At 66.9% G+C, this 18,064-nt stretch carries 14 protein-coding genes and 2 riboswitches; of the genes, 11 read left to right on the forward strand and 3 right to left on the reverse strand.

Annotation, left to right across the window (positions count from 1 at the left end):
• Positions 1 to 91: 91 nt before the first annotated feature.
• Both EV192_RS18335 and EV192_RS18340 read left to right on the forward strand, forming a co-directional pair.
• Positions 92 to 781, forward strand: a complete 690-nt coding sequence (locus EV192_RS18335; protein ID WP_132116918.1) for an ABC transporter ATP-binding protein — start codon at positions 92 to 94, stop codon at positions 779 to 781.
• Positions 775 to 1,500: an ABC-2 transporter permease gene (locus tag EV192_RS18340; RefSeq protein WP_132116920.1), complete on the forward strand. Its 726-nt coding sequence runs from the start codon at positions 775 to 777 to the stop codon at positions 1,498 to 1,500. Before EV192_RS18335 ends, EV192_RS18340 begins: the two co-directional genes overlap by 7 nt.
• On the opposite strand, the gene EV192_RS18345 is transcribed toward EV192_RS18340, so the two are convergent.
• Positions 1,497 to 1,910 carry an OsmC family protein gene (locus EV192_RS18345; RefSeq protein ID WP_132116922.1) on the reverse strand — a complete coding sequence of 138 codons (414 nt, stop codon included), beginning with the start codon at positions 1,908 to 1,910 and terminating at the stop codon, positions 1,497 to 1,499. The two genes, EV192_RS18340 and EV192_RS18345, sit on opposite strands and share 4 nt — an antisense overlap.
• Positions 1,911 to 2,036: 126 nt before the next feature.
• A riboswitch (glycine riboswitch) is annotated at positions 2,037 to 2,130 on the forward strand.
• A riboswitch (glycine riboswitch) is annotated at positions 2,131 to 2,224 on the forward strand.
• Between the two features lie 28 nt (positions 2,225 to 2,252).
• On the opposite strand from EV192_RS18345, the gene glyA reads away from it, so the two are divergent.
• From glyA to EV192_RS18360, 3 genes are read left to right on the forward strand one after another with little or no spacing between them, the layout of a single operon-like run.
• Positions 2,253 to 3,503 (forward strand): serine hydroxymethyltransferase, encoded by a 1,251-nt coding sequence (glyA, locus tag EV192_RS18350; RefSeq protein ID WP_424923365.1) that lies wholly within the window; start codon positions 2,253 to 2,255, stop codon positions 3,501 to 3,503.
• Positions 3,500 to 4,873 carry an L-serine ammonia-lyase gene (locus tag EV192_RS18355; RefSeq protein ID WP_132116926.1) on the forward strand — a complete coding sequence of 458 codons (1,374 nt, stop codon included), beginning with the start codon at positions 3,500 to 3,502 and terminating at the stop codon, positions 4,871 to 4,873. Before glyA ends, EV192_RS18355 begins: the two co-directional genes overlap by 4 nt.
• Before the next feature lie 18 nt (positions 4,874 to 4,891).
• Positions 4,892 to 5,623 carry a FadR/GntR family transcriptional regulator gene (locus EV192_RS18360; RefSeq protein ID WP_243726921.1) on the forward strand — a complete coding sequence of 244 codons (732 nt, stop codon included), beginning with the start codon at positions 4,892 to 4,894 and terminating at the stop codon, positions 5,621 to 5,623.
• A 1-nt stretch (position 5,624) separates the two neighbouring features.
• On the opposite strand, the gene EV192_RS18365 is transcribed toward EV192_RS18360, so the two are convergent.
• Positions 5,625 to 6,602 carry a HAMP domain-containing sensor histidine kinase gene (locus EV192_RS18365; RefSeq protein WP_132116928.1) on the reverse strand — a complete coding sequence of 326 codons (978 nt, stop codon included), beginning with the start codon at positions 6,600 to 6,602 and terminating at the stop codon, positions 5,625 to 5,627.
• On the reverse strand, positions 6,599 to 7,285 hold the full coding sequence (locus EV192_RS18370; protein WP_207926128.1) for a response regulator transcription factor: 687 nt from the start codon (positions 7,283 to 7,285) through the stop codon (positions 6,599 to 6,601). The genes EV192_RS18365 and EV192_RS18370 overlap by 4 nt, the downstream gene beginning before the upstream one ends.
• A 157-nt stretch (positions 7,286 to 7,442) precedes the next feature.
• On the opposite strand from EV192_RS18370, the gene EV192_RS18375 reads away from it, so the two are divergent.
• The 6 genes from EV192_RS18375 (at position 7,443) to fxsT (ending at position 17,414) form a co-directional block, all read left to right on the forward strand.
• Positions 7,443 to 8,366 carry an SMP-30/gluconolactonase/LRE family protein gene (locus EV192_RS18375; protein ID WP_132116930.1) on the forward strand — a complete coding sequence of 308 codons (924 nt, stop codon included), beginning with the start codon at positions 7,443 to 7,445 and terminating at the stop codon, positions 8,364 to 8,366.
• A 90-nt stretch (positions 8,367 to 8,456) separates the two neighbouring features.
• Entirely contained in the window at positions 8,457 to 9,056 is a 600-nt protein-coding gene (locus tag EV192_RS18380; protein WP_132116932.1) for a DoxX family membrane protein, read from the forward strand.
• Positions 9,057 to 9,546: 490 nt separating this feature from the next.
• On the forward strand, positions 9,547 to 9,774 hold the full coding sequence (locus EV192_RS18385; RefSeq protein WP_132116934.1) for a hypothetical protein: 228 nt from the start codon (positions 9,547 to 9,549) through the stop codon (positions 9,772 to 9,774).
• A gap of 250 nt (positions 9,775 to 10,024) precedes the next feature.
• A complete protein-coding gene (locus EV192_RS18390) occupies positions 10,025 to 11,824 on the forward strand; it encodes a VMAP-C domain-containing protein (RefSeq protein ID WP_132116936.1) in 1,800 nt (599 codons plus the stop codon).
• Positions 11,814 to 12,917 carry an AAA family ATPase gene (locus EV192_RS18395; RefSeq protein ID WP_132116938.1) on the forward strand — a complete coding sequence of 368 codons (1,104 nt, stop codon included), beginning with the start codon at positions 11,814 to 11,816 and terminating at the stop codon, positions 12,915 to 12,917. The genes EV192_RS18390 and EV192_RS18395 overlap by 11 nt, the downstream gene beginning before the upstream one ends.
• A gap of 132 nt (positions 12,918 to 13,049) precedes the next feature.
• Entirely contained in the window at positions 13,050 to 17,414 is a 4,365-nt protein-coding gene (fxsT, locus tag EV192_RS18400) for an FxSxx-COOH system tetratricopeptide repeat protein (protein WP_279493586.1), read from the forward strand.
• The last annotated feature ends 650 nt before the right edge of the window (positions 17,415 to 18,064 follow it).

Consider the following 18,064-nt stretch of genomic DNA (forward strand, 5'->3'; position numbering starts at 1 on the left):
GGCCACGGGCGCCGCCTCCACCCGTGGTTATGGATTGGCCCTCTAGCTCCGGCCCGATGTGCCGGGCGCGGATCGTCATCAAGCTGATCGCATGTCAGCGATAGCCGTCACCAACATCAGCAAGTCCTTCGGGAAGGTACGGGCCGTCTCGGATCTCTCGTTCACGGTGGGATCCGGCACTGTGACGGCATTTCTGGGGCCCAACGGCGCCGGGAAGACCACGACGCTCCGGATGATCCTTGGCCTGGTCAAGCCCGATCGGGGCACGGCGACCATCCACGGGACACCGTACCTGCATCTGCGGCGTCCTAACACGACAGTCGGCGCGGTGCTGGAGGCCACCTCGTTCCACCCGGGTCGGACCGCACGTGCCCATCTCACCGCGCTCTGTGTGGCGAGCGGGCTGTCCACCGACCGGGTCGGCCAGGTGCTGGACCAGGTCGGGCTGGCCGCCGGTGACCGCAGGGTGGGCGGCTTCTCCCTCGGGATGCGGCAACGGCTCGCCCTGGCGTCGGCCCTGCTCGGCGACCCGGCCGTGCTCATCCTGGACGAACCGGCCAACGGCCTGGACCCCGAGGGGATCCACTGGCTGCGTGGGTTCCTGCGGGCGCTCGCGGCCGGCGGCTGCACGGTTCTGGTGTCCAGTCACGTCCTCGCTGAGATGTCCGTGGTCGCGGACCGGGTGATCGTCGTCAACAAGGGTCGGCTCGTGGTGGAAGCGCCCATGGCCGACTTCGGCGATCTTGAGGAGGCCTACCTGGAGCTGGTGAAGGAATGGTGACCCTGGTCAGGGCCGAACTGGGCAAAGCCGCCGCCACGAGGTCGTTCTGGGTGATCGGTGCCATCGGTGTGGTGTTCTGCGTCGGCTGGGCGGCGCTGGACGTGTTCGTGTTCGGCGGCCGGTCCGAGGACGCGTACGGAATGGCCCAGCAGGGCTACTTGTTCGCGCTGATCCTCGGGATCTTGTTGACCGCCGGCGAGTACCGTCACCAGACCATCACCTGGGCGTTCCTCGTCACCCCCGGACGTGGCCGGGTGATCACCGCCAAGCTCGTCACGAACGCCGTAATCGGAGCAGTGCTCGGTATCGCCGCGGTCATCGTCACAGCGCCCGCGGCGGCGATCATGCTCAGCGCGACCGATCGTGCCGTTTACACGCCTGGGGTTCCCGGTGTCCTCGTGGCGTCCGTGCTGACCACCGCGCTGTGGGGTGTGTTCGGCGCCGCCCTGGGCCTGCTGATCCGTAACCAGACAGCCGCAGTTGTGATCGCGTTCGTGTGGTTCTTCTACGTCGAGTGGGTGCTGATCGCGTTGGTGCCCGCGGTCGGCCGTTGGACGCCGACGGGCGTGTCCAAGGCGGTGATCGGGATGAGCCGGGCCGGGTTCGCCACCCCGGGCGACCTGCTTCCGCAGTGGGCCGCGATCGTCGTGTTCCTGGCGTACTGCGGGGTCGTGGCGGCCGGCGCACGAGTGATCAGCGTGCGCCGGGACGTCACCTAGACCTGGTCGACGCTGAGTGCCACCGGGACACCGGGCTCGATCGTGTGGCTGACCGTGCAGGTCCGCTCGACGGCGCGGGCGACGAGCTTGACGAGGGTGTCCTGGTCGGTCTGGCCCAACACGGACATGTCCAGGTCGAACCGGGTCGCCATGCTGGTCAGCCGGTCGGCTTCCTCGTCCTTCTCGGCGGTGACCTCCACGTCGATCGGGGCGTCGTCGCCAAGCCGCCGGGAGATCACGTGGTCGGCGGACAGCGCGGCGCACGCGCCCAAGGCGGCCATCAGCAGTTCGACCGGGGAGAAGTCGGCGCCGTCCTGGGACCGGCCCACCTTGATCGAGGCGCCGCGCCCGTTGGTCGCGGTGAACTTCGCCGGCGCGTCCCGACTGATCCGAACCGGTGCGGGGTTCATCTCACTTCTCCCATCGTTCGCGATACCACCATGTCAACGCGGTGGCGGTTGGTCATCATCCCCGACGTGAGGTGGACCACCGGTGGGCGGGGGCGTAGGTTGACCCAAACTCAATATGGGTCGCCACGAGCCGCGGCGGGAGAGTCTCCAGCGGAAGCCTGGAGCACCGAAGGAGCAAAGTTCCCCACAATCTCTCAGGTCCAGCTACCGCCACGGCCAGACCACTCTGGAAAGCAGGCTCGCCAGGAGCCTCACCAACGGTGCAAGCCGCAGCCGCGGCGAAGCTCTCAGGTACCCATGACAGAGGGGGAGTTCCGAAACCCGCGAGTGGAAGGAGCTCCCGTGCTCGACGCTAATTTGTCCACTGTGGACCCCGAGGTCTACGCTGCCATCGATGCCGAACTCGCCCGTCAGCGTGGCACGCTGGAGATGATCGCCTCGGAGAACTTCGCGCCGGTCGCCGTGATCGAGGCACAGGGGTCGGTGCTCACCAACAAGTACGCCGAGGGCTACCCCGGCCGGCGCTACTACGGCGGCTGCGAGCACGTGGACGTGATCGAGCGGCTGGCCATCGACCGGGTGAAGGAGCTGTTCGGCGCCGAGTACGCCAACGTGCAGCCGCATTCGGGCGCGCAGGCCAACGCGGCCGCCATGTTCGCGGTGCTCGACCCGGGTGACACGATTCTCGGCCTGGACCTGGCGCACGGCGGGCACCTCACGCACGGGATGCGGATCAACTTCTCCGGCCGGCTGTTCAACGTCGTCGCCTACCGCGTCGACGCGGAAACCGGGCTGGTCGACATGGCCGAAGTGGAACGTCTCGCGGTCGAGCACCGGCCGAAGATGATCGTCGCCGGCTGGTCGGCGTACCCCCGGCACCTGGACTTCGCCGAGTTCCGCCGGATCGCCGACCTGGTGGACGCCAAGCTGCTGGTCGACATGGCGCACTTCGCCGGCCTGGTCGCGGCCGGGCTGCACCCGAGCCCGGTGCCGCACGCGGACATCGTCACCACGACCACCCACAAGACCCTCGGTGGCCCGCGCGGCGGAGTGATCCTGGCCCGCCTCCAGTACGCCAAGAAGATCAACTCGTCGGTGTTCCCCGGCTGGCAGGGCGGCCCGTTGGAGCACGTCATCGCGGCGAAGGCGGTGGCCTTCAAGGTCGCCGCGAGCCCCGAGTTCGCCGACCGGCAGCGGCGTACCCTGGAGGGTGCCCGGATCCTGGCCGCGCGGCTGACCGCGCCGGACATGGCCGGCGTGCGGGTGCTGACCGGCGGCACGGACGTCCACCTGGTCCTGGTCGACCTGCGGGACTCCGAGCTGGACGGGCAGCAGGCCGAGGACCTGCTGCACGACGTCGGGATCACGGTCAACCGGAACGCCGTTCCGTTCGACCCGCGGCCGCCGATGGTCACATCCGGCCTGCGGATCGGCACCGCCGCGTTGGCCACCCGCGGCTTCGGGCCGACCGAGTTCACCGAGGTCTCGGACGTGATCGCCGAGGTCCTCAAGCCAGGCGCGGATCTAGCGGCGGCACGTGCCCGCGTGGAGGCACTGGCCGCCAAACACCCCCTCTACCCGGGACTGTCATGACCATCAGCGTGTTCGACCTGTTCAGCATCGGCATCGGGCCGTCCAGCTCACACACGGTCGGTCCGATGCGGGCCGCCCGCACGTTCGTCGCCGGTCTCGCCGAGGCCGGCGTCCTGGACCGCACCGCGACCGTGCACGCCGAGCTGTTCGGCTCGCTCGGTGCGACCGGCTACGGCCACGGCAGCCCAGCCGCCGTCATGCTCGGCCTAGAAGGGGAACGGCCGGAGGACGTCGACACGGAAACGGTCGCGCCGCGCGTGGCCGAGATCCGCGACCGGCATCGGCTGCGGCTGATGGGGACCCACGAGATTGCGTTCAACGAGGACGACGACCTGGTCATGCACCGGCGGAAGACCCTGCCGGCGCACCCGAACGGCATGCGGTTCGCGGCCACGGACGCCGCTGGGACAGAGCTCACGTCGCACATGTACTACTCGGTCGGCGGTGGGTTCGTGGTGGACGCGGAGACCACCGGGGAGCTGCGGATCGTCCCGGACACGACCGTGGTCACGTACCCGTTCAGGACCGGTGCCGAACTACTGGAGCACTGCTCCGCTCACGGTCTCACGGTCAGCGACGTCATGATGGCCAACGAGCTGGCCTGGCGGTCCGAGCCGGAGATCCGCGCGGGTCTGCTGCGGATCTGGGACGTGATGCAGGCGTGCGTGACCAGCGGCTGCTCGAAGGAGGGGTCGCTGCCGGGTGGCCTGCGCGTGCCGAGGCGCGCGAAAGCGTTGTACGACAAGCTGTTGGCCGAGGACGGCGACGCCGACCCGCTGTACGTGATGGACTGGATCAGCCTGTACGCGTTGGCGGTCAACGAGGAGAACGCGTCCGGCGGCCGGGTGGTGACCGCGCCCACGAACGGCGCCGCCGGCATCATCCCCGCGGTCCTGCACTACTACATGCGGTTCGTGCCCGGCGCGGACGACGACGGCGTGGTCCGGTTCCTGCTGACGGCCGGCGCGATCGGCGTGATCCTGAAGGAGACCGGGTCCATCTCCGGCGCCGAGGTCGGGTGCCAGGGCGAGGTCGGCTCGGCGTGCGCGATGGCCGCGGCCGCGTTGGCGGCCGTGCTCGGCGGCACCCCGGCGCAGGCCGAGAACGCGGCCGAGATCGGGCTGGAACACCACCTCGGCCTCACATGCGATCCGGTTGGCGGGCTCGTGCAGATCCCGTGCATCGAACGCAACGCGGTGGGCTCCACCAAGGCCGTGCACGCGGCCAGGATCGCCCTGCGTGGTGACGGAACGCACGTGGTGCCGCTGGACAAGGCGATCAAAACCATGCGCGAGACAGGTGCGGACATGAGCACCAAATACAAGGAGACAGCGCGCGGCGGCCTTGCTCTCAACGTAATCGAATGCTGACCACCTAGACTCGCTTGTGTGACCGACTCCCCTGCCCGGACCTCCACGTTGGCCAGCGCCGGTGACGCGCTGTTCCGGCCGGTTCGTACGGGGAACGCGTTCGAGGAGACGGTGGAGCGGCTGCTGCAGGCGATCCGGCTCGGCGTGGCCGGCCCGGGGGAGCGGCTGCCGGCGGAACGGGAGCTGGCGACCCGGTTGAACATCAGCCGGGTCACCCTGCGCGAAGCCATCCGCGCGCTGCAGGAGTCCGGGTACGTGGAGTCCAGGCGCGGCCGGTACGGCGGCACGTTCGTCAACGAGACGCTGCCCACGGGCAAGCGGACCAAGGAAGTCACCACCACCGAGCTGGACGACGTGCTGACCATGCGGCGGATCCTGGAGGTCGGCGCCGCGGAGGCGGCGGCCGCCCGGACGCTGACCCCGGAGGAACGCCAGTACCTGCGGGCGCACCTGGCCGATTCGGCGACGGGCGCGCTCTCGGAGTACCGGCGCAAGGACTCCCGGCTGCACCTGGCGATCGCCGAGGTGGCGGGGTCGCCGACGCTGACTTCAGCAGTGGCCGACGTGCGGGTGCGGATCAACGAGCTGCTGGACGCGATCCCGTTGCTGGACACCAACCTGGACCACTCCAACGCGCAGCACGAGCAGATCGTGCAGCGGATCCTGGACGGCGACCCGGCGAAAGCCAGGGACGCGATGGCCGAGCACCTGGCCGGCACCGCCTCCCTGCTGCGCGGCTTCCTCTCCTAGGTCAAGGCTGGTCCTGGGGCAGCGTGACCCGGATGGTCGCCGGTTCGACCACGCGGATGTCGCCGCCGTGCAGGTCCACGACCCAGCGGGCGATGGCCAACCCCAGCCCGGTGCCGCCGCCGGCGCGCTCGCCGCGGACGAACCGGTGGAACACCCGTTCCCGGTCGGCCGGGGCGATCCCGGGGCCGTCGTCGCGGACGTCGAGCACCACGGCCGAGTCGGTGAACCGGGCGGCCAGCAGGACCTCGCCGCCCTGCGGGCCGTGCCGGGCGGCGTTGTCCAGCAGGTTCCACACCACCTGGTGCAGGCGTTCCCGGTCGGCGAACACCTTGCCGTCCGGAACGTCCACAGTGAACCGAACACCCCGGCCGGCCACCTCGGCCTCGGCCACCACCTCGCCGAGCATCGGCGCCAGCTCGAAGAACTCGCGGTCCAGCGGGGTCACCCCGGCGTCCACTCTGGACAGATCGAGCAGCTCGGTGACCAGGCGGCCGAGGCGTTCGGTCTGCGCGAGCGCGGTCCGCAGTGTCGCCGGGTCCGGCTCGGCGACGCCATCGACGACGTTCTCCAGCACCGCCTGCAACGCCGTGATCGGGGTGCGCAGCTCGTGCGACACGTTCGCGATCAGTTCCCGCCGTTGCCGGTCCGCCGCGGCGAGGTCCGCGGCCATCTGGTTGAACGCCCGCGCCAGTTCGCCGACTTCGTCGCGGGACGTCGCCCGGACCTGACGCGTGTAGTCCCCACGGGCCATGGCGCGGGCCGCGGCGGTCATCTGGCGCAGCGGCTTCGTGATGCCGTGCGCGAGGACCTGGGAGGTGGCCAGGCCGATCCCGATGGCGATGATGGAGGTGTTGAAGGCGGGCAGCCAGCCCATTCGCAGCCAGAAGAACGCCAGCGCGGCGCCGCCGCCGCCGAGCACGATCAGACCCATCTTCAGCTTGATCGACCGGATCGGGTCCAACGGCCGGGGCAGCATCATTTCGGTACCTCCAACGCGTAGCCGACGCCGTGCACGGTCCTGATCAGGTCGGCGCCGAGCTTGCGGCGCAACGCCTTGATGTGGCTGTCGACCGTCCGCGTGCCGCCCGGGTCGGCCCATCCCCACACCTCCGTCAGCAGCCGGTCGCGCGGCACGACCGCCCGCGGCCGCCCGGCGAGGTGCACCAGCAGGTCGAACTCGGTCGGGGTCAGGTGCGTTTGCGTGCCGGCCCGGAGCACCCGTCGCTCCACCTGGTCGATCTCCAGGTCGCCGAGGACGATCCGGGCCGTCGGCGCCGGTGGCTGGGTGGCCCGGTCGACCCGGCGCAGCAGCGCGTGCACCCGCGCGGCCAGCTCGCGGATGGAGAACGGCTTGGTGATGTAGTCGTCCGCGCCGACAGCGAGGCCGACCAGCAGGTCGGTCTCGTCGTCCCGGGCGGTCAGCATCAGCACAGGCACCGGCGTGTGCGCGTGCACCCGCCGGCACACCTCCAGGCCGTCGAATCCGGGCAGCATCAGGTCAAGCACGATCAGGTCCGGTGGCCGCGCCACCGCCGACCGCACCGCGCTCGGCCCGTCGTGCGCGAGTTCGACGTCGTACCCTTCCGCGCGCAGCCGTGCGGCCACCGACTCGGCGATCGTGAGCTCGTCCTCCACCACCAGGATCCGACGCCCCTCTGTCATGCCGCCGACCCTATGGCGGAACAGTGGTCGGCTGACGGGGGATATGTGAATGTCCTGTGGATGTCGGCCGACTGTCGGTTCGCTGTCGGTTTCCCCACGACCGGCTGTGGCTGCGAAAGACTGCGGGGAGTAAGCGGACAAGACGATTGGAGTGAGCATGTTCCGAAGATTCGGTGTGCTGGCCGTGGCGGCCCTCGGCGTCACCCTCGTCGGCGCCGTACCGGCCACCGCCGAGACCGGCCGCGCATTTCCCACCCAGTTCGCCCTGCCGAACGGCTTCATGCCCGAAGGGATCGCCATCGGGGACGCGCCGGTCGCGTACTTCGGTTCCCGCAAGGACGGCTCGCTGTTCCGAGTGAATTTGGTCACAGGTCGGGGTGAGTTTTTCAGCCAGGGCCCGGGAACCCCGTCCACCGGACTGAAGATCGACAGGCGGGGCCGGCTGTTCGTGTCCGGCGCGTCCGGCGGTGACGGCCGGGTGGTCGACGCCCGGTCCGGGAAGGTCCTGGCCAGCTACAAGTTCGCCACCACCACCGACACGTTCATCAACGACGTCGTCGTCACCGACCACGCGGCCTGGTTCACCGAGTCACGCGGGGCGGTCCTGTACAAGCTCCCGTTGCGGCACGGCCGGCTGCCGAAGACGTTCGAGACCCTGCCACTGACCGGCGACTTCGTGCTGACGCCGGGAACCAACGCGAACGGCATCGCCACCACCCCCGACGGCCGGTCGCTGCTGATCGTGCAGAGCAGCACCGGAAAGCTGTTCAAGGTCGACCCGGCCACCGGCGTGACCAAGCAGGTCGACCTGGCCGGCGAGGTGTTGACCGCGGGCGACGGCCTGCTGCGCGAGGGGAACACCCTGTTCGTGGTGCAGAACCGCTTGAACACGGTCGAGAAGTTCGCCCTGGACCGAACCGGCTCGACCGGGAAGCTACTGGCCAAGGCCACTGACCCGCGGTTCGACGTGCCGAGCACGGTCGCCTCCTTCGGTCACCGTCTGTATCTGCCGAACGCCCGGTTCAGCACGCCGCCCACACCGGATACACCGTATACCGCTGTCGCCATTCCACGGCCCTGATCAGCTCGGCCCCGTGCGATTTTTGCCTGTTGCATGCATGCAAATTACTCACGGGGTCTTCGGCTGTCTTGACCAGGTGGAAATACCTGAGTGTCTTGTCTGGCGACATCAACTCCCCGCACACTCCAGAATACGTCGCACTGGGCGGAGTGCGAGCCTTTTGAAGTTATGAAAAGGGGATTTACCGGGATGACGACGAAAGATACCGCCCACCAACCAGTGATCGCCACCTCCCCTGCCGACCGTTTTGACCGGTACCTCGCGCTCGAAGCGCGGCTGGTCGTGTCGTTGCGACGGATAAGTGTTCCGTTGCTGCGGGGGGCGATAGGTGTCGTCTTCATCTGGTTCGGTGCGCTGAAGATAGACAACACCTCACCGGTGAGTGATTTCGTGGCCAACACGCTGCCGTGGTTCGACCGTGCCTGGGTCGTGCCCGCGCTCGGCGTGTTCGAGATGCTCCTCGGTCTGGCCATGATCGTCGGCCGTTATCTGACCATCGTGTGCGTCGCCCTGACGTGTCACCTGGTCGGCACGTTCCTGGCCCTCGTGATGCAGCCCAGCGTCACCTTCCAGCACGGCAACCCGTTCCTGCTGACGACGGAAGGAGAGTTCGTCATCAAGAACCTCGTTTTCATTGCCGCCGGCCTGGTCGTCGCGGCACGCTTCAACAATTCACGTAAGACCGGTTGATCACGGCGTGGGTGGTGGCGCCCGGCACGGTGTCGCCACCCACGACGACCCGCCTGGCGGGGCGGGTCGGTGGACATGAACTGGTCAGTGTGAAGATCACGAGGTGATGCACTTCCAACGCGGTCTCTTCGTCCGGTAGGGCTGGGCTGTCAGCCGTACGGCGGCACATGATCCTGGGTGTCGGCCCCGACTGACCGCCCTTGGCCGCCGGTGGCCGGTGAGGAGGGTGCGGTGTCGCTGGAGTTGGCGCCATGATCCTTATTCCGCTGGAAGTGCCCAAGGCGTGGATGGCCGACCGGTTTCCGAGCAGAGTGGGTCGCCGCATTGCGCTGGTGTACCAACGCGTGAGACGTCCACCGCGAACTGACCGACGTCAACGCGGGCCCGGGACGGGGTGCCTCCGGCCCTGCGGATCCCGGCCCGCTCGCCAGGTCGACATAGCCGACATCGGTCGCTGTGCTTCGATTCCGGTGAGTTTGCGTACGCGAACGTGTCCTATCGCATTGACGCGCTGCTGAGCGTTCCGCGACAGGTAACGATGGTGCTGACCGAATATTCGACCATCGTGTGTGTCGCCCTGACGTGCCAGTTGGTCGGCACGTTCCTGGACCTCGTGACGCAGCCCAGCGCCACCCTCCAGTACGACAACCCGTTCCTCTTGACCATCGAGGGAGGGCTCGTCATCGACCCGTGTTCATGGCCGCGGGCCTGGTCATAGCGGTCGGCTTCCACAAATCCAGGACAGACCGAACGCATGCCTCATGAGTCGGCGACATTGTCAATGTCATGTGGCACATTGGATGACGTTCGCGGTACATATCCTGGCGAGATCGGCCTGGATGCGATAGTCGCAGGTCGCGCTCCCTTTCCAATCGATGGTCTGTGCCAGACGGCGATGACGGCACATAATCATCACTATCAGCTCGGCCGATTGGTCTCGGCCACCACTGACAGTCCTTGGGGAGGAGTTGGCGCTCGCCGTGCGGGCTGAACATCGCGCGATCATGGTCGTTGACGTCGCCGGGTTCACCAACCCGGCGAGACGGCTGCCGCACCTCGTCGCGGTGCAGGAGGGACTGTACGTAGTACTGGAGAAGGCTTTTGCCGAGTCAGGGATACCGTGGGACTTGTGTGCGATCGAGGACCGCGGTGACGGTGTCATGATCCTGATTCCGGCAGACGTCTCCAAGACTCGGTTGACAGATCAGTTTCCGGACCGGGTGGTCGCGGGGCTGCGCCGGTACAATGCCGATCATGCCCGCAGCGCAACGTTCCAGTTGCGGATCGGCCTGCACTTCGGCGAGGTTTACAAGAACAAGAACGGAGTCGTCAGCAGGGCGGTCAACGACGCTTTTCGGATCTTGGACGCCTCCGCAGCCAAAGCCGCTCTCAAGAAGTCCGCTGGTATGGTGGCGTTCATCGCCTCTGATCTGTTCTACCGCGAGGTCATCCTGCAGGATCCGGCGGCCGATCCGGACTCTTATCAGCAGATCCGCGTCGAGGTCAAGGACTTCTCCGGCGACGCGTGGATGTGCCTTCGCGGGATTCCAACGCCGAGAGACCTGGCCGCGCAGCCGCACACGGAGAATGCGCTGCCTGTTCTCGCTGACGCGGACCTTGAGAGCCTGGCGGGGTGGCTTGCCGACGTCACGGTGGCGCATCCGGCCACGATCGTCCGGCGGGCGGCCAATCCGAACACACCGATACCGCGCAGCCACAACGCGTGGGACATGTTCCTGGAGCTCAACGACATCAACGCGGGCGAGGACGGCCTGCCGCCCGCCCTGGTGTTCCTCGGACTGGTCGCGCACCAGTTGGATGGGCAGCGCGGGGCCGACGTAACGGAGTGGGCGAATACCCAGGCGCGCAGGTTGCGGTTGGAGTCCAGGTTCCGGGAACGCGTGACAGCGGAGTCGCATGTGCCGGAGAACCCACGACTGCATCTGCTGATCGCGTTCGAGCCGCACAGTCTCTACGAGAACCAGTACTGGCTCTCGTACTGGCGGCAGGACGACCCGGAGGCGTGGCCGCCGAACCGCGCGAGGGTCGGCTTGGTCGCACTGGCTGATCTTGAGCGGGCGGTGGAACAGGTCGTGCTCGCCGCCGAGAGGACGTGGAGTGACTCGCTTGCCGCGGTCATGATCGAGTTCTTGGTGCCACGTAGCTTGATTGACCTGCACATACATGAGTGGGAGAAGGACAAGCGTTCCACGAATCCGAGACCCCTGCGGCTGGACTACCCGATCGTGTTGCGGAGCCTCGAGCGGATGTCGTCCATACATTGGCACCGCATGTGGCATCATCGCTGGCGCCTGCTCGTGGCGGACCCGTCACCCCAACGTGTCCATTTCAGTCAACCGTCTGACCATGAGCGGCCATATCAGGTCGATGCTTTGCTGAGCAACCCTCAGTTGGTGTCGTCGGTGCTGTCGGCGGCACCACCGACCAAGCCACCGGCACAGCCTGGAGTTGATGAGTACACCGCGGCACTGCAATGCGGCCTACCAGCGCTTATCTGGCATCAGGACGGTTTGCCGGATGAACTTCGTGAAGTTGTGGACTCGTTGCTCGACGATGAGGGGCTTGGTGCTCTCCCAGAACGAGTGCATACCGAGCTGCGCGGGGCCCTGGCGGCGTCACAAGGTTCGCCCAATATCAACATACTTCATGGTTTGGTGGTACTGTGGGACTCGCCGGAACGTCGAGTAGAGTTGGATTTGCCTGGCACTTCCTCCGGAGCCGCGAAGGAATCGGCGGATGAGCACTGACGAGCAATCCGCCGAGGTAGCGGCGGCCCAGTACTCGCAGCGGTTGGACGTACCTGAATGGTGGGTCTACCGCGGCACCGGGCACCCTCTCCAAGACGTTCAGTTGGACCAGGTCCTGCCGCCACCTCCACCCTATCGAGATTTCCAAGGGGGTCCGCTGCCGGCCCGGGAGGCACCGCCGCACGATGATGGGGAGACCGATCGCCGGCTGGGCGCTGAGATCCATGTCCGCGAGTATCGGGCCGATCCGCACGAGATCGACATGGTCAATGCCGCGCTGTTTCTGCGCCGGCCGCTTCTCGTGACCGGGAATCCAGGTGTCGGGAAATCCAGTCTCGCGTTCCGGGTGGCCAGAGAGCTGCGACTCGGTCGCGTTCTGCGGTGGCCGATCAGCAGTCGCACAACCTACAGGTCCGGGCTTTATCACTACGACGCGATCGCTCGTGCGGAAGCTGCGGGACAAAAGAACGCCGCCTCGCTGCGGGGCGCCGAGGTTGCCGGCGACGACTCGTCCATCGGCGAATTCATCAGGCTGGGGCCACTCGGGACGGCGTTTCTGGCCGGTCGGTTGCCGAGAGTACTGCTCATTGACGAGCTGGACAAGAGCGAGGCCGACCTACCCAACGACTTGCTGAGCATTTTCGAAGACGGCGACTTCCGTATTCCTGAGCTCGAACGGGTTCGTAGCCGGTTGCCGCGCGTATCGGTGTTCACCGACGACCCTGGTGTCGAGGCGACTGTTGTCGACGGGCACATCGGCTGCCGCGCTTTTCCTTTTGTCGTTATTACCAGTAACGGCGAACGTGATTTTCCGCCGGCGTTCCTTCGTCGATGCCTCCAACTGGAGATCAGTCAGCCGGACGCTGACAAGCTCGCTGCGATCGTGGCCGGTCACATGCTTGACGAACAGGGGGAGCACAAAGCACGGCTGATCCACGACTTCCTGGCCAGAAGCGCGGAAGTCGACGGGCTGCCAACAGATCGCCTTCTTGACGCGATCTATCTGGCCACGTCCGGCGCTTACCAGGACAACGACACCGCGTGGCCACGGTTGCTTGACAGCCTCTGGCGGCGTCTGAGCCCGGTGTCGTGACGCATGGGACGGCCAGCGGGAGTTCCCCGATCCCACCCTGATGTACCGGCGAACCTCGCAGACAGCAGTGCGCCGTCACAGCAGGTGCACGGCCACACGTCGTTGAGTGCCACCGAGGCGACATGGTGGGAAGTGGCCGACAGTCTCTACCTCGCCTCGATCATGGACCGGTCCTGGCGGACTGAAGGCAGTCCATCCGCCGAGCAGCCGGACGCCGACTTCGCTGCGGCCAAGCGAGTTTCTCCACCGCCGGCCGACCATCCCTCGGCACTGGGGACGGGAGACTCTGGCACTCAAGGCAAAGAGAGAATCGCTGATCATCGCCCTGAAGAGCCGGTGCGTGACACCGCTGTGGCCGACCGGCATGTGGCCGGCGGTGGCGGTGCGGACTCCGAACTGCGTTTGGTCAGGGGGCCGCGTCGAGAAGAGGTCGTCCATGCGCCGGTTGCAGTGGCCGCGATAGTGCGGGCACTCTGGCCATTGAAGAAGTCGATGAATTCCTGGCGCGAGGACGACTTGATCTTTGATGCGGAGGCCACAGCGGAACGTGCGGTGCGGGACAACCTGTGGTGGCCGGTCACCAAGCCGGACAGCCAACGGTTGTTCGACCTCACGGTGGTGGTGGACGGCAGCCCGTCGATGACCTTGTGGCGTTCGCAGTTCACAGCCCTTCTGTCCGCGCTTGAGAATCGCGGCGCGTTTCGGACGATTCAGTTGCGTCGGCTGGATACCAGTGGGGATGCGGGCGGACAGCCTGTGTTGCGTGGCGGTGCCGCGAATGCCCTTGTACGGGGTTCCGCCGAGCTTCGGGATCCGAGTGGGCGGCGGATGATCCTGGTCGTCACCGACGGCATCGCCGAGTGCTGGCGCCAGGACCTGGTCGGCCCGGTCCTGGCGCGCTGGGGGCAGACGTCCCAGGTCTGTGTCGTCAACCTGCTGCCGGAGCGGATGTGGAGCCGCACCGGGATGCCGGTGGAACGCGTTCAGCTCAGCCAGCCGCCCGGGGTGACGCCGAACCGCCGCTGGTCGTGCCAACTTGTTGACGCCTGGCTGCGGCCGAAGGGCGCGCTGCCGGTGGACGCCGTGCCGGTGCCGATGGTCGAACTGGAGCCGGACTGGCTGGGCTGGTGGGCTCGAACGGCCACAGGTGGGCATCGGCAGGCGGTGCGGGCACGTGCCCTCCTCACCGGCGCCAAGCCTCGGCCTTGCGTGCTGCCGGACGAGACGCGGTCGGTGCGGGAACAGGTGGACCACTTTCGCAGCGTGGCTTCGCCGGAGGCGTTCAGGCTGGCGACCTTGCTGGCCGCGGTCCCGATCAACGTGTCGATCGCCCGCATGCTGCAGCGGGAACTGGCGCCCGAGTCCGGGCCGGAGCATCTGGTCGAGATCTTGGTCAGCGGCCTGGTACAGCCAGCCGCGAACGATGCCGGGTTGGCCAACTGGGATGAGATCCGGTTTCACATGGTGGCCGCCGCGCGGGCGCTGTTGCTCAGCGGTGCACGTCGGTCGGCCACCGCGAAGGCGATCCACGTCGCGGCATCGAGATTCGGTGACGACATCCCTCAACTCGGCCGTCTGCGTGACGCGCTGCGCGACCCGGACACCACGCCGGATCCTGTTCTTGCCGATGAGATCGCCCACGACCGGGTAGTGATGCGCGCCCTTAGTGGGCCGTACGCGTCGCGTGCGGACCGCTTAAATCCTGTGGGTTTGCCAGAACCCACTCCTTCTGAACCGATCCAGAGATCGATACAGTCACCCGTGACATCTCGTGCTAGCCCGAAGAAGGGGTCCTACGTTAACAGAACGGACGAGCAGACAGGCAACGAGATGCCCAACACGGAGACAGCCCAGAGTACGGATTCGCTCAGGCAGTCAGCTATCACAACACACGCCCCGCCGGCGGAGATCTCTGCTGGCGAGGTTTCGGGCAGCACCGAGACCATCGCGGCCGGCGAGGCGCGGAGCCCGCTCGGTGTCGTGAGCCAGGTCGCAGATACCGGAATCGAGGGCATTCCGCCTATCTGGGGGAACGTGCCGCCCCGCAACCTGAACTTCACCGGCCGGGCGGAACTGCTCGACCAGTTGAGCAAGCGGCTCGTCGCCGGTGGTACGACCGCTATCCTGCCTGCCGCGCTGCACGGCATGGGCGGGATCGGGAAGACGCAGATGGCAGTCGAGTACATCTATCGTCGTCTGCACCGATACGACATCGTGTGGTGGCTGCAGGCCACCCAGCCGGCGCAGATTCGAGCGGGGTTGACCGAGTTGGCCCAGTACATGGGCTTGCCGGGCAGCCAGGAGGCGCACACCGCGGTGCCCGCGGTACGCGAGGCGTTGCGGATCGGCAGGCCGTATCGTCGTTGGCTGCTGGTGTTCGATTCGGCGGAGAGTCCAGATGCCGTGCGGCCGTTCTTCCCGACGAACGGACCCGGCGAAATCCTGGTCACGTCCCGAAACCCGGACTGGGCCGGGATCGCCCGTCCGCTTGAGGTGACTGTGTTCCGCCGCGAGGAGAGCATCGAACTGCTCAGGCGCCGTGGGCCCGAGGTCAACAACGAGGATGCGAACACGCTCGCGGACAAACTCGGCGACCTACCACTCGCCATCGAACAAGCGGCGGCTTGGCGCGCGGTGACAGGCATGCCGGTCGCCGAGTACCTGCGACTGTTCGACGAGAAGGTCAACGAGATCCTGGATACCTCGCCGGCGACCGGATACGACCTCTCAGTGGCTGCCGCGTGGAACGTGTCGTTCGACGAGTTGAAGAACCGCAACCCAGCGGCTCACCGACTGTTGCAGGTGTGCGCCTTCTTCGCGCCGGAGCCGATTTCCCGTGACCTGTTCGCCGGTGCGCGCGGCGTGGAGATCTCACCGGAGCTGGATGCGGCCCTGCGCGACCCCATGCAGCTCAGTCGGGCGATCCGGGACATCTATCTGTACAGTCTCGCCAAGATCGATCACCGTAGCAACACGTTGCTGTTGCACAGGCTGGTGCAGGCGGTCCTACGCAACAGGATGAGTCCGAAGCGGCACGCCGACATGCGGCATGGGGCCCATCTGTTGCTCGCCAACATGGACCCAAGAGACCCGACGTCGTCGAAGGTGTGGCCGCGGTATCAGGAAGTGCTGCCGCACATCGCCAACGCGGAGGTTGTCGAGTGCGAGGATCCCTGGGTACGTCAGCTGGTCATCAATATCGGCCGGTTCCTGTACTTCTGGGGTGACCACCAGGAAGCGGCGGCGCTGCTCAAGCAGGCTCTCGACAACTGGTCGGTGCAGTTGGGCGAGAACGACCAGTATTCGCTGCAGGCGGCCAGCTTCCTGGGGTTGTGCCTCTGGGCTCTCGGCCGGTTCCCGGAGGCGGCCGAGATCAACGAGCGGACGTTGTCGTTGCGTCGTCAGGTGTCCGGCGAGAACTCCGAGGAGACGATTCTGGCGGAGCTCCGGGTGGCGGCGGATGTCAAGGCGCGTGGCGAGTTCGCAGCGGCCCGGGAGATGAACGAACGGATTTACCAGAAAGCCAAGGGGCTCTACGGCGAGGACGACCCGATCACCCTCCAGACCGCACACGACCTGGCCGTCACCCTGCGACTGTGCGGCGACTACCGGGTGGCGTTCGACCTGGACGAGCGCACCTACCAACGTCGCAGCGAGGTCCTTGGCTACGACAATATGGGGACCCTCAACACATTGACCGGTCTGATCCTGGACCGACAAGAGCTCGGGGATTATCCGCGCGCACGGGTCGAGCACGAACAGGTCGCCAAGCGCGTTCGTGAGATCCTCGGTGATGACAAGGCAGACACGCTGCGCCGCAACAGCTATCTCGCTGTGGCCAAACGCAAGGACGGTGCGCACGCGGAGGCTCTCCTGCTGTCGCAGGAGACGTTGCACCTCTCCCGCCAGCGTTACGGCGACGACCATCCGAACACGATGGCGGCGGCCATCGCGCATTCCATCGATCTGCGGCACGCGGACCGGTTGGAGGACGCCCGTGCCCTGGGCGAGGGGACGTTCGAGCGATATCGCAACAAGCTGGGTGAACATCATCCGCACACGTTGTCGGCCGCGGTGGACTTGGCGGTGACCCTGCGGTTGCAAGGTGAAGCGATGAATGCTCGACAGTTGACCGAACGTTCACTGGAGCAGTTCCGGGTCGCGCTCGGCCCGGACCATCCACACGCTGTGGTCTGCATGATCAACCTTGCCAGCGACATCGCCGCGCTGAAGGAGACCGAGGTCGCGGTGAGCACCGGGACGGAGGCGCTCGAACGGTCGAAACGTGTGCTGGGCCAGGACCATCCGACAACACTGGCAGCCGCCCTGAACCTGGCTCTGGACAAGCGTTTGCTCGGTGCGACCGAAGAATCGAAGAGCTTGTACGATGACACGGTCGCGCGGTACCGCAAAGTGTTGACCGACGTACACCCGGCGACGGTCGCAGCCGACCGGAGTGTTCGAGCCGACTGCGACATCGACCCGCTGCCGGGCTGATGTGACGGGTCGCAACCGTCGTCGTGGTCGCCGATCACGACGACGGGTTTCGTTGTTCCAGCGGTCAGTGCGCGTAACGACCGATCCATGTCGCGAGTTCCTCGGGGACAGGGGCCCGGTCGGTGAGTTTGCGGACCTGCCGGTGCACCGCGCGCACGACTTCCGGGTATCGCAGCATGCCCGAGCGGCGCTGAGGTTCATCCCGACGGCGGACAGACACAGGCCCAGGCCGACCCAGGCCTCCGCGCGGTCCGGATCGGCGGCGAGAACAAGCCGGTACTCGTCCATTGCCTCGACCAGGTGGCCTGCGGCGTAGGCAGTGTCCGCGGTGTTGGTGCCCGATACCGTTTCGAACAGAGCAGGTTGGAGGAGGGCAACCTTCGACAGGCGCGCCCGCCTGGTCGTCCACGAGCCGTCGGGGACCGGGGTTGGGGTCGGGTCAGGCTCGAGCGTGACGTCCAGTGGCCATGTCCGGTTGTTGATCCATCCGTCAGCCAGCTTGCGCGTGACATCAGGCGCGGCCCGCAGGTATCTGATGCGCCAACCCGCGTAGTCGTCCGCGGTGATCGACGCGGCCAGAGCCGCGACAGTGGGCGGTACCGGGTCATGCTGCCACGGGCCGAGTCGCTCGGCGATACCGTCCACGAACC

It is taken from the genome of Actinocrispum wychmicini (assembly GCF_004345645.1).
GTDB classification, from domain to species: domain Bacteria; phylum Actinomycetota; class Actinomycetes; order Mycobacteriales; family Pseudonocardiaceae; genus Kibdelosporangium; species Kibdelosporangium wychmicini.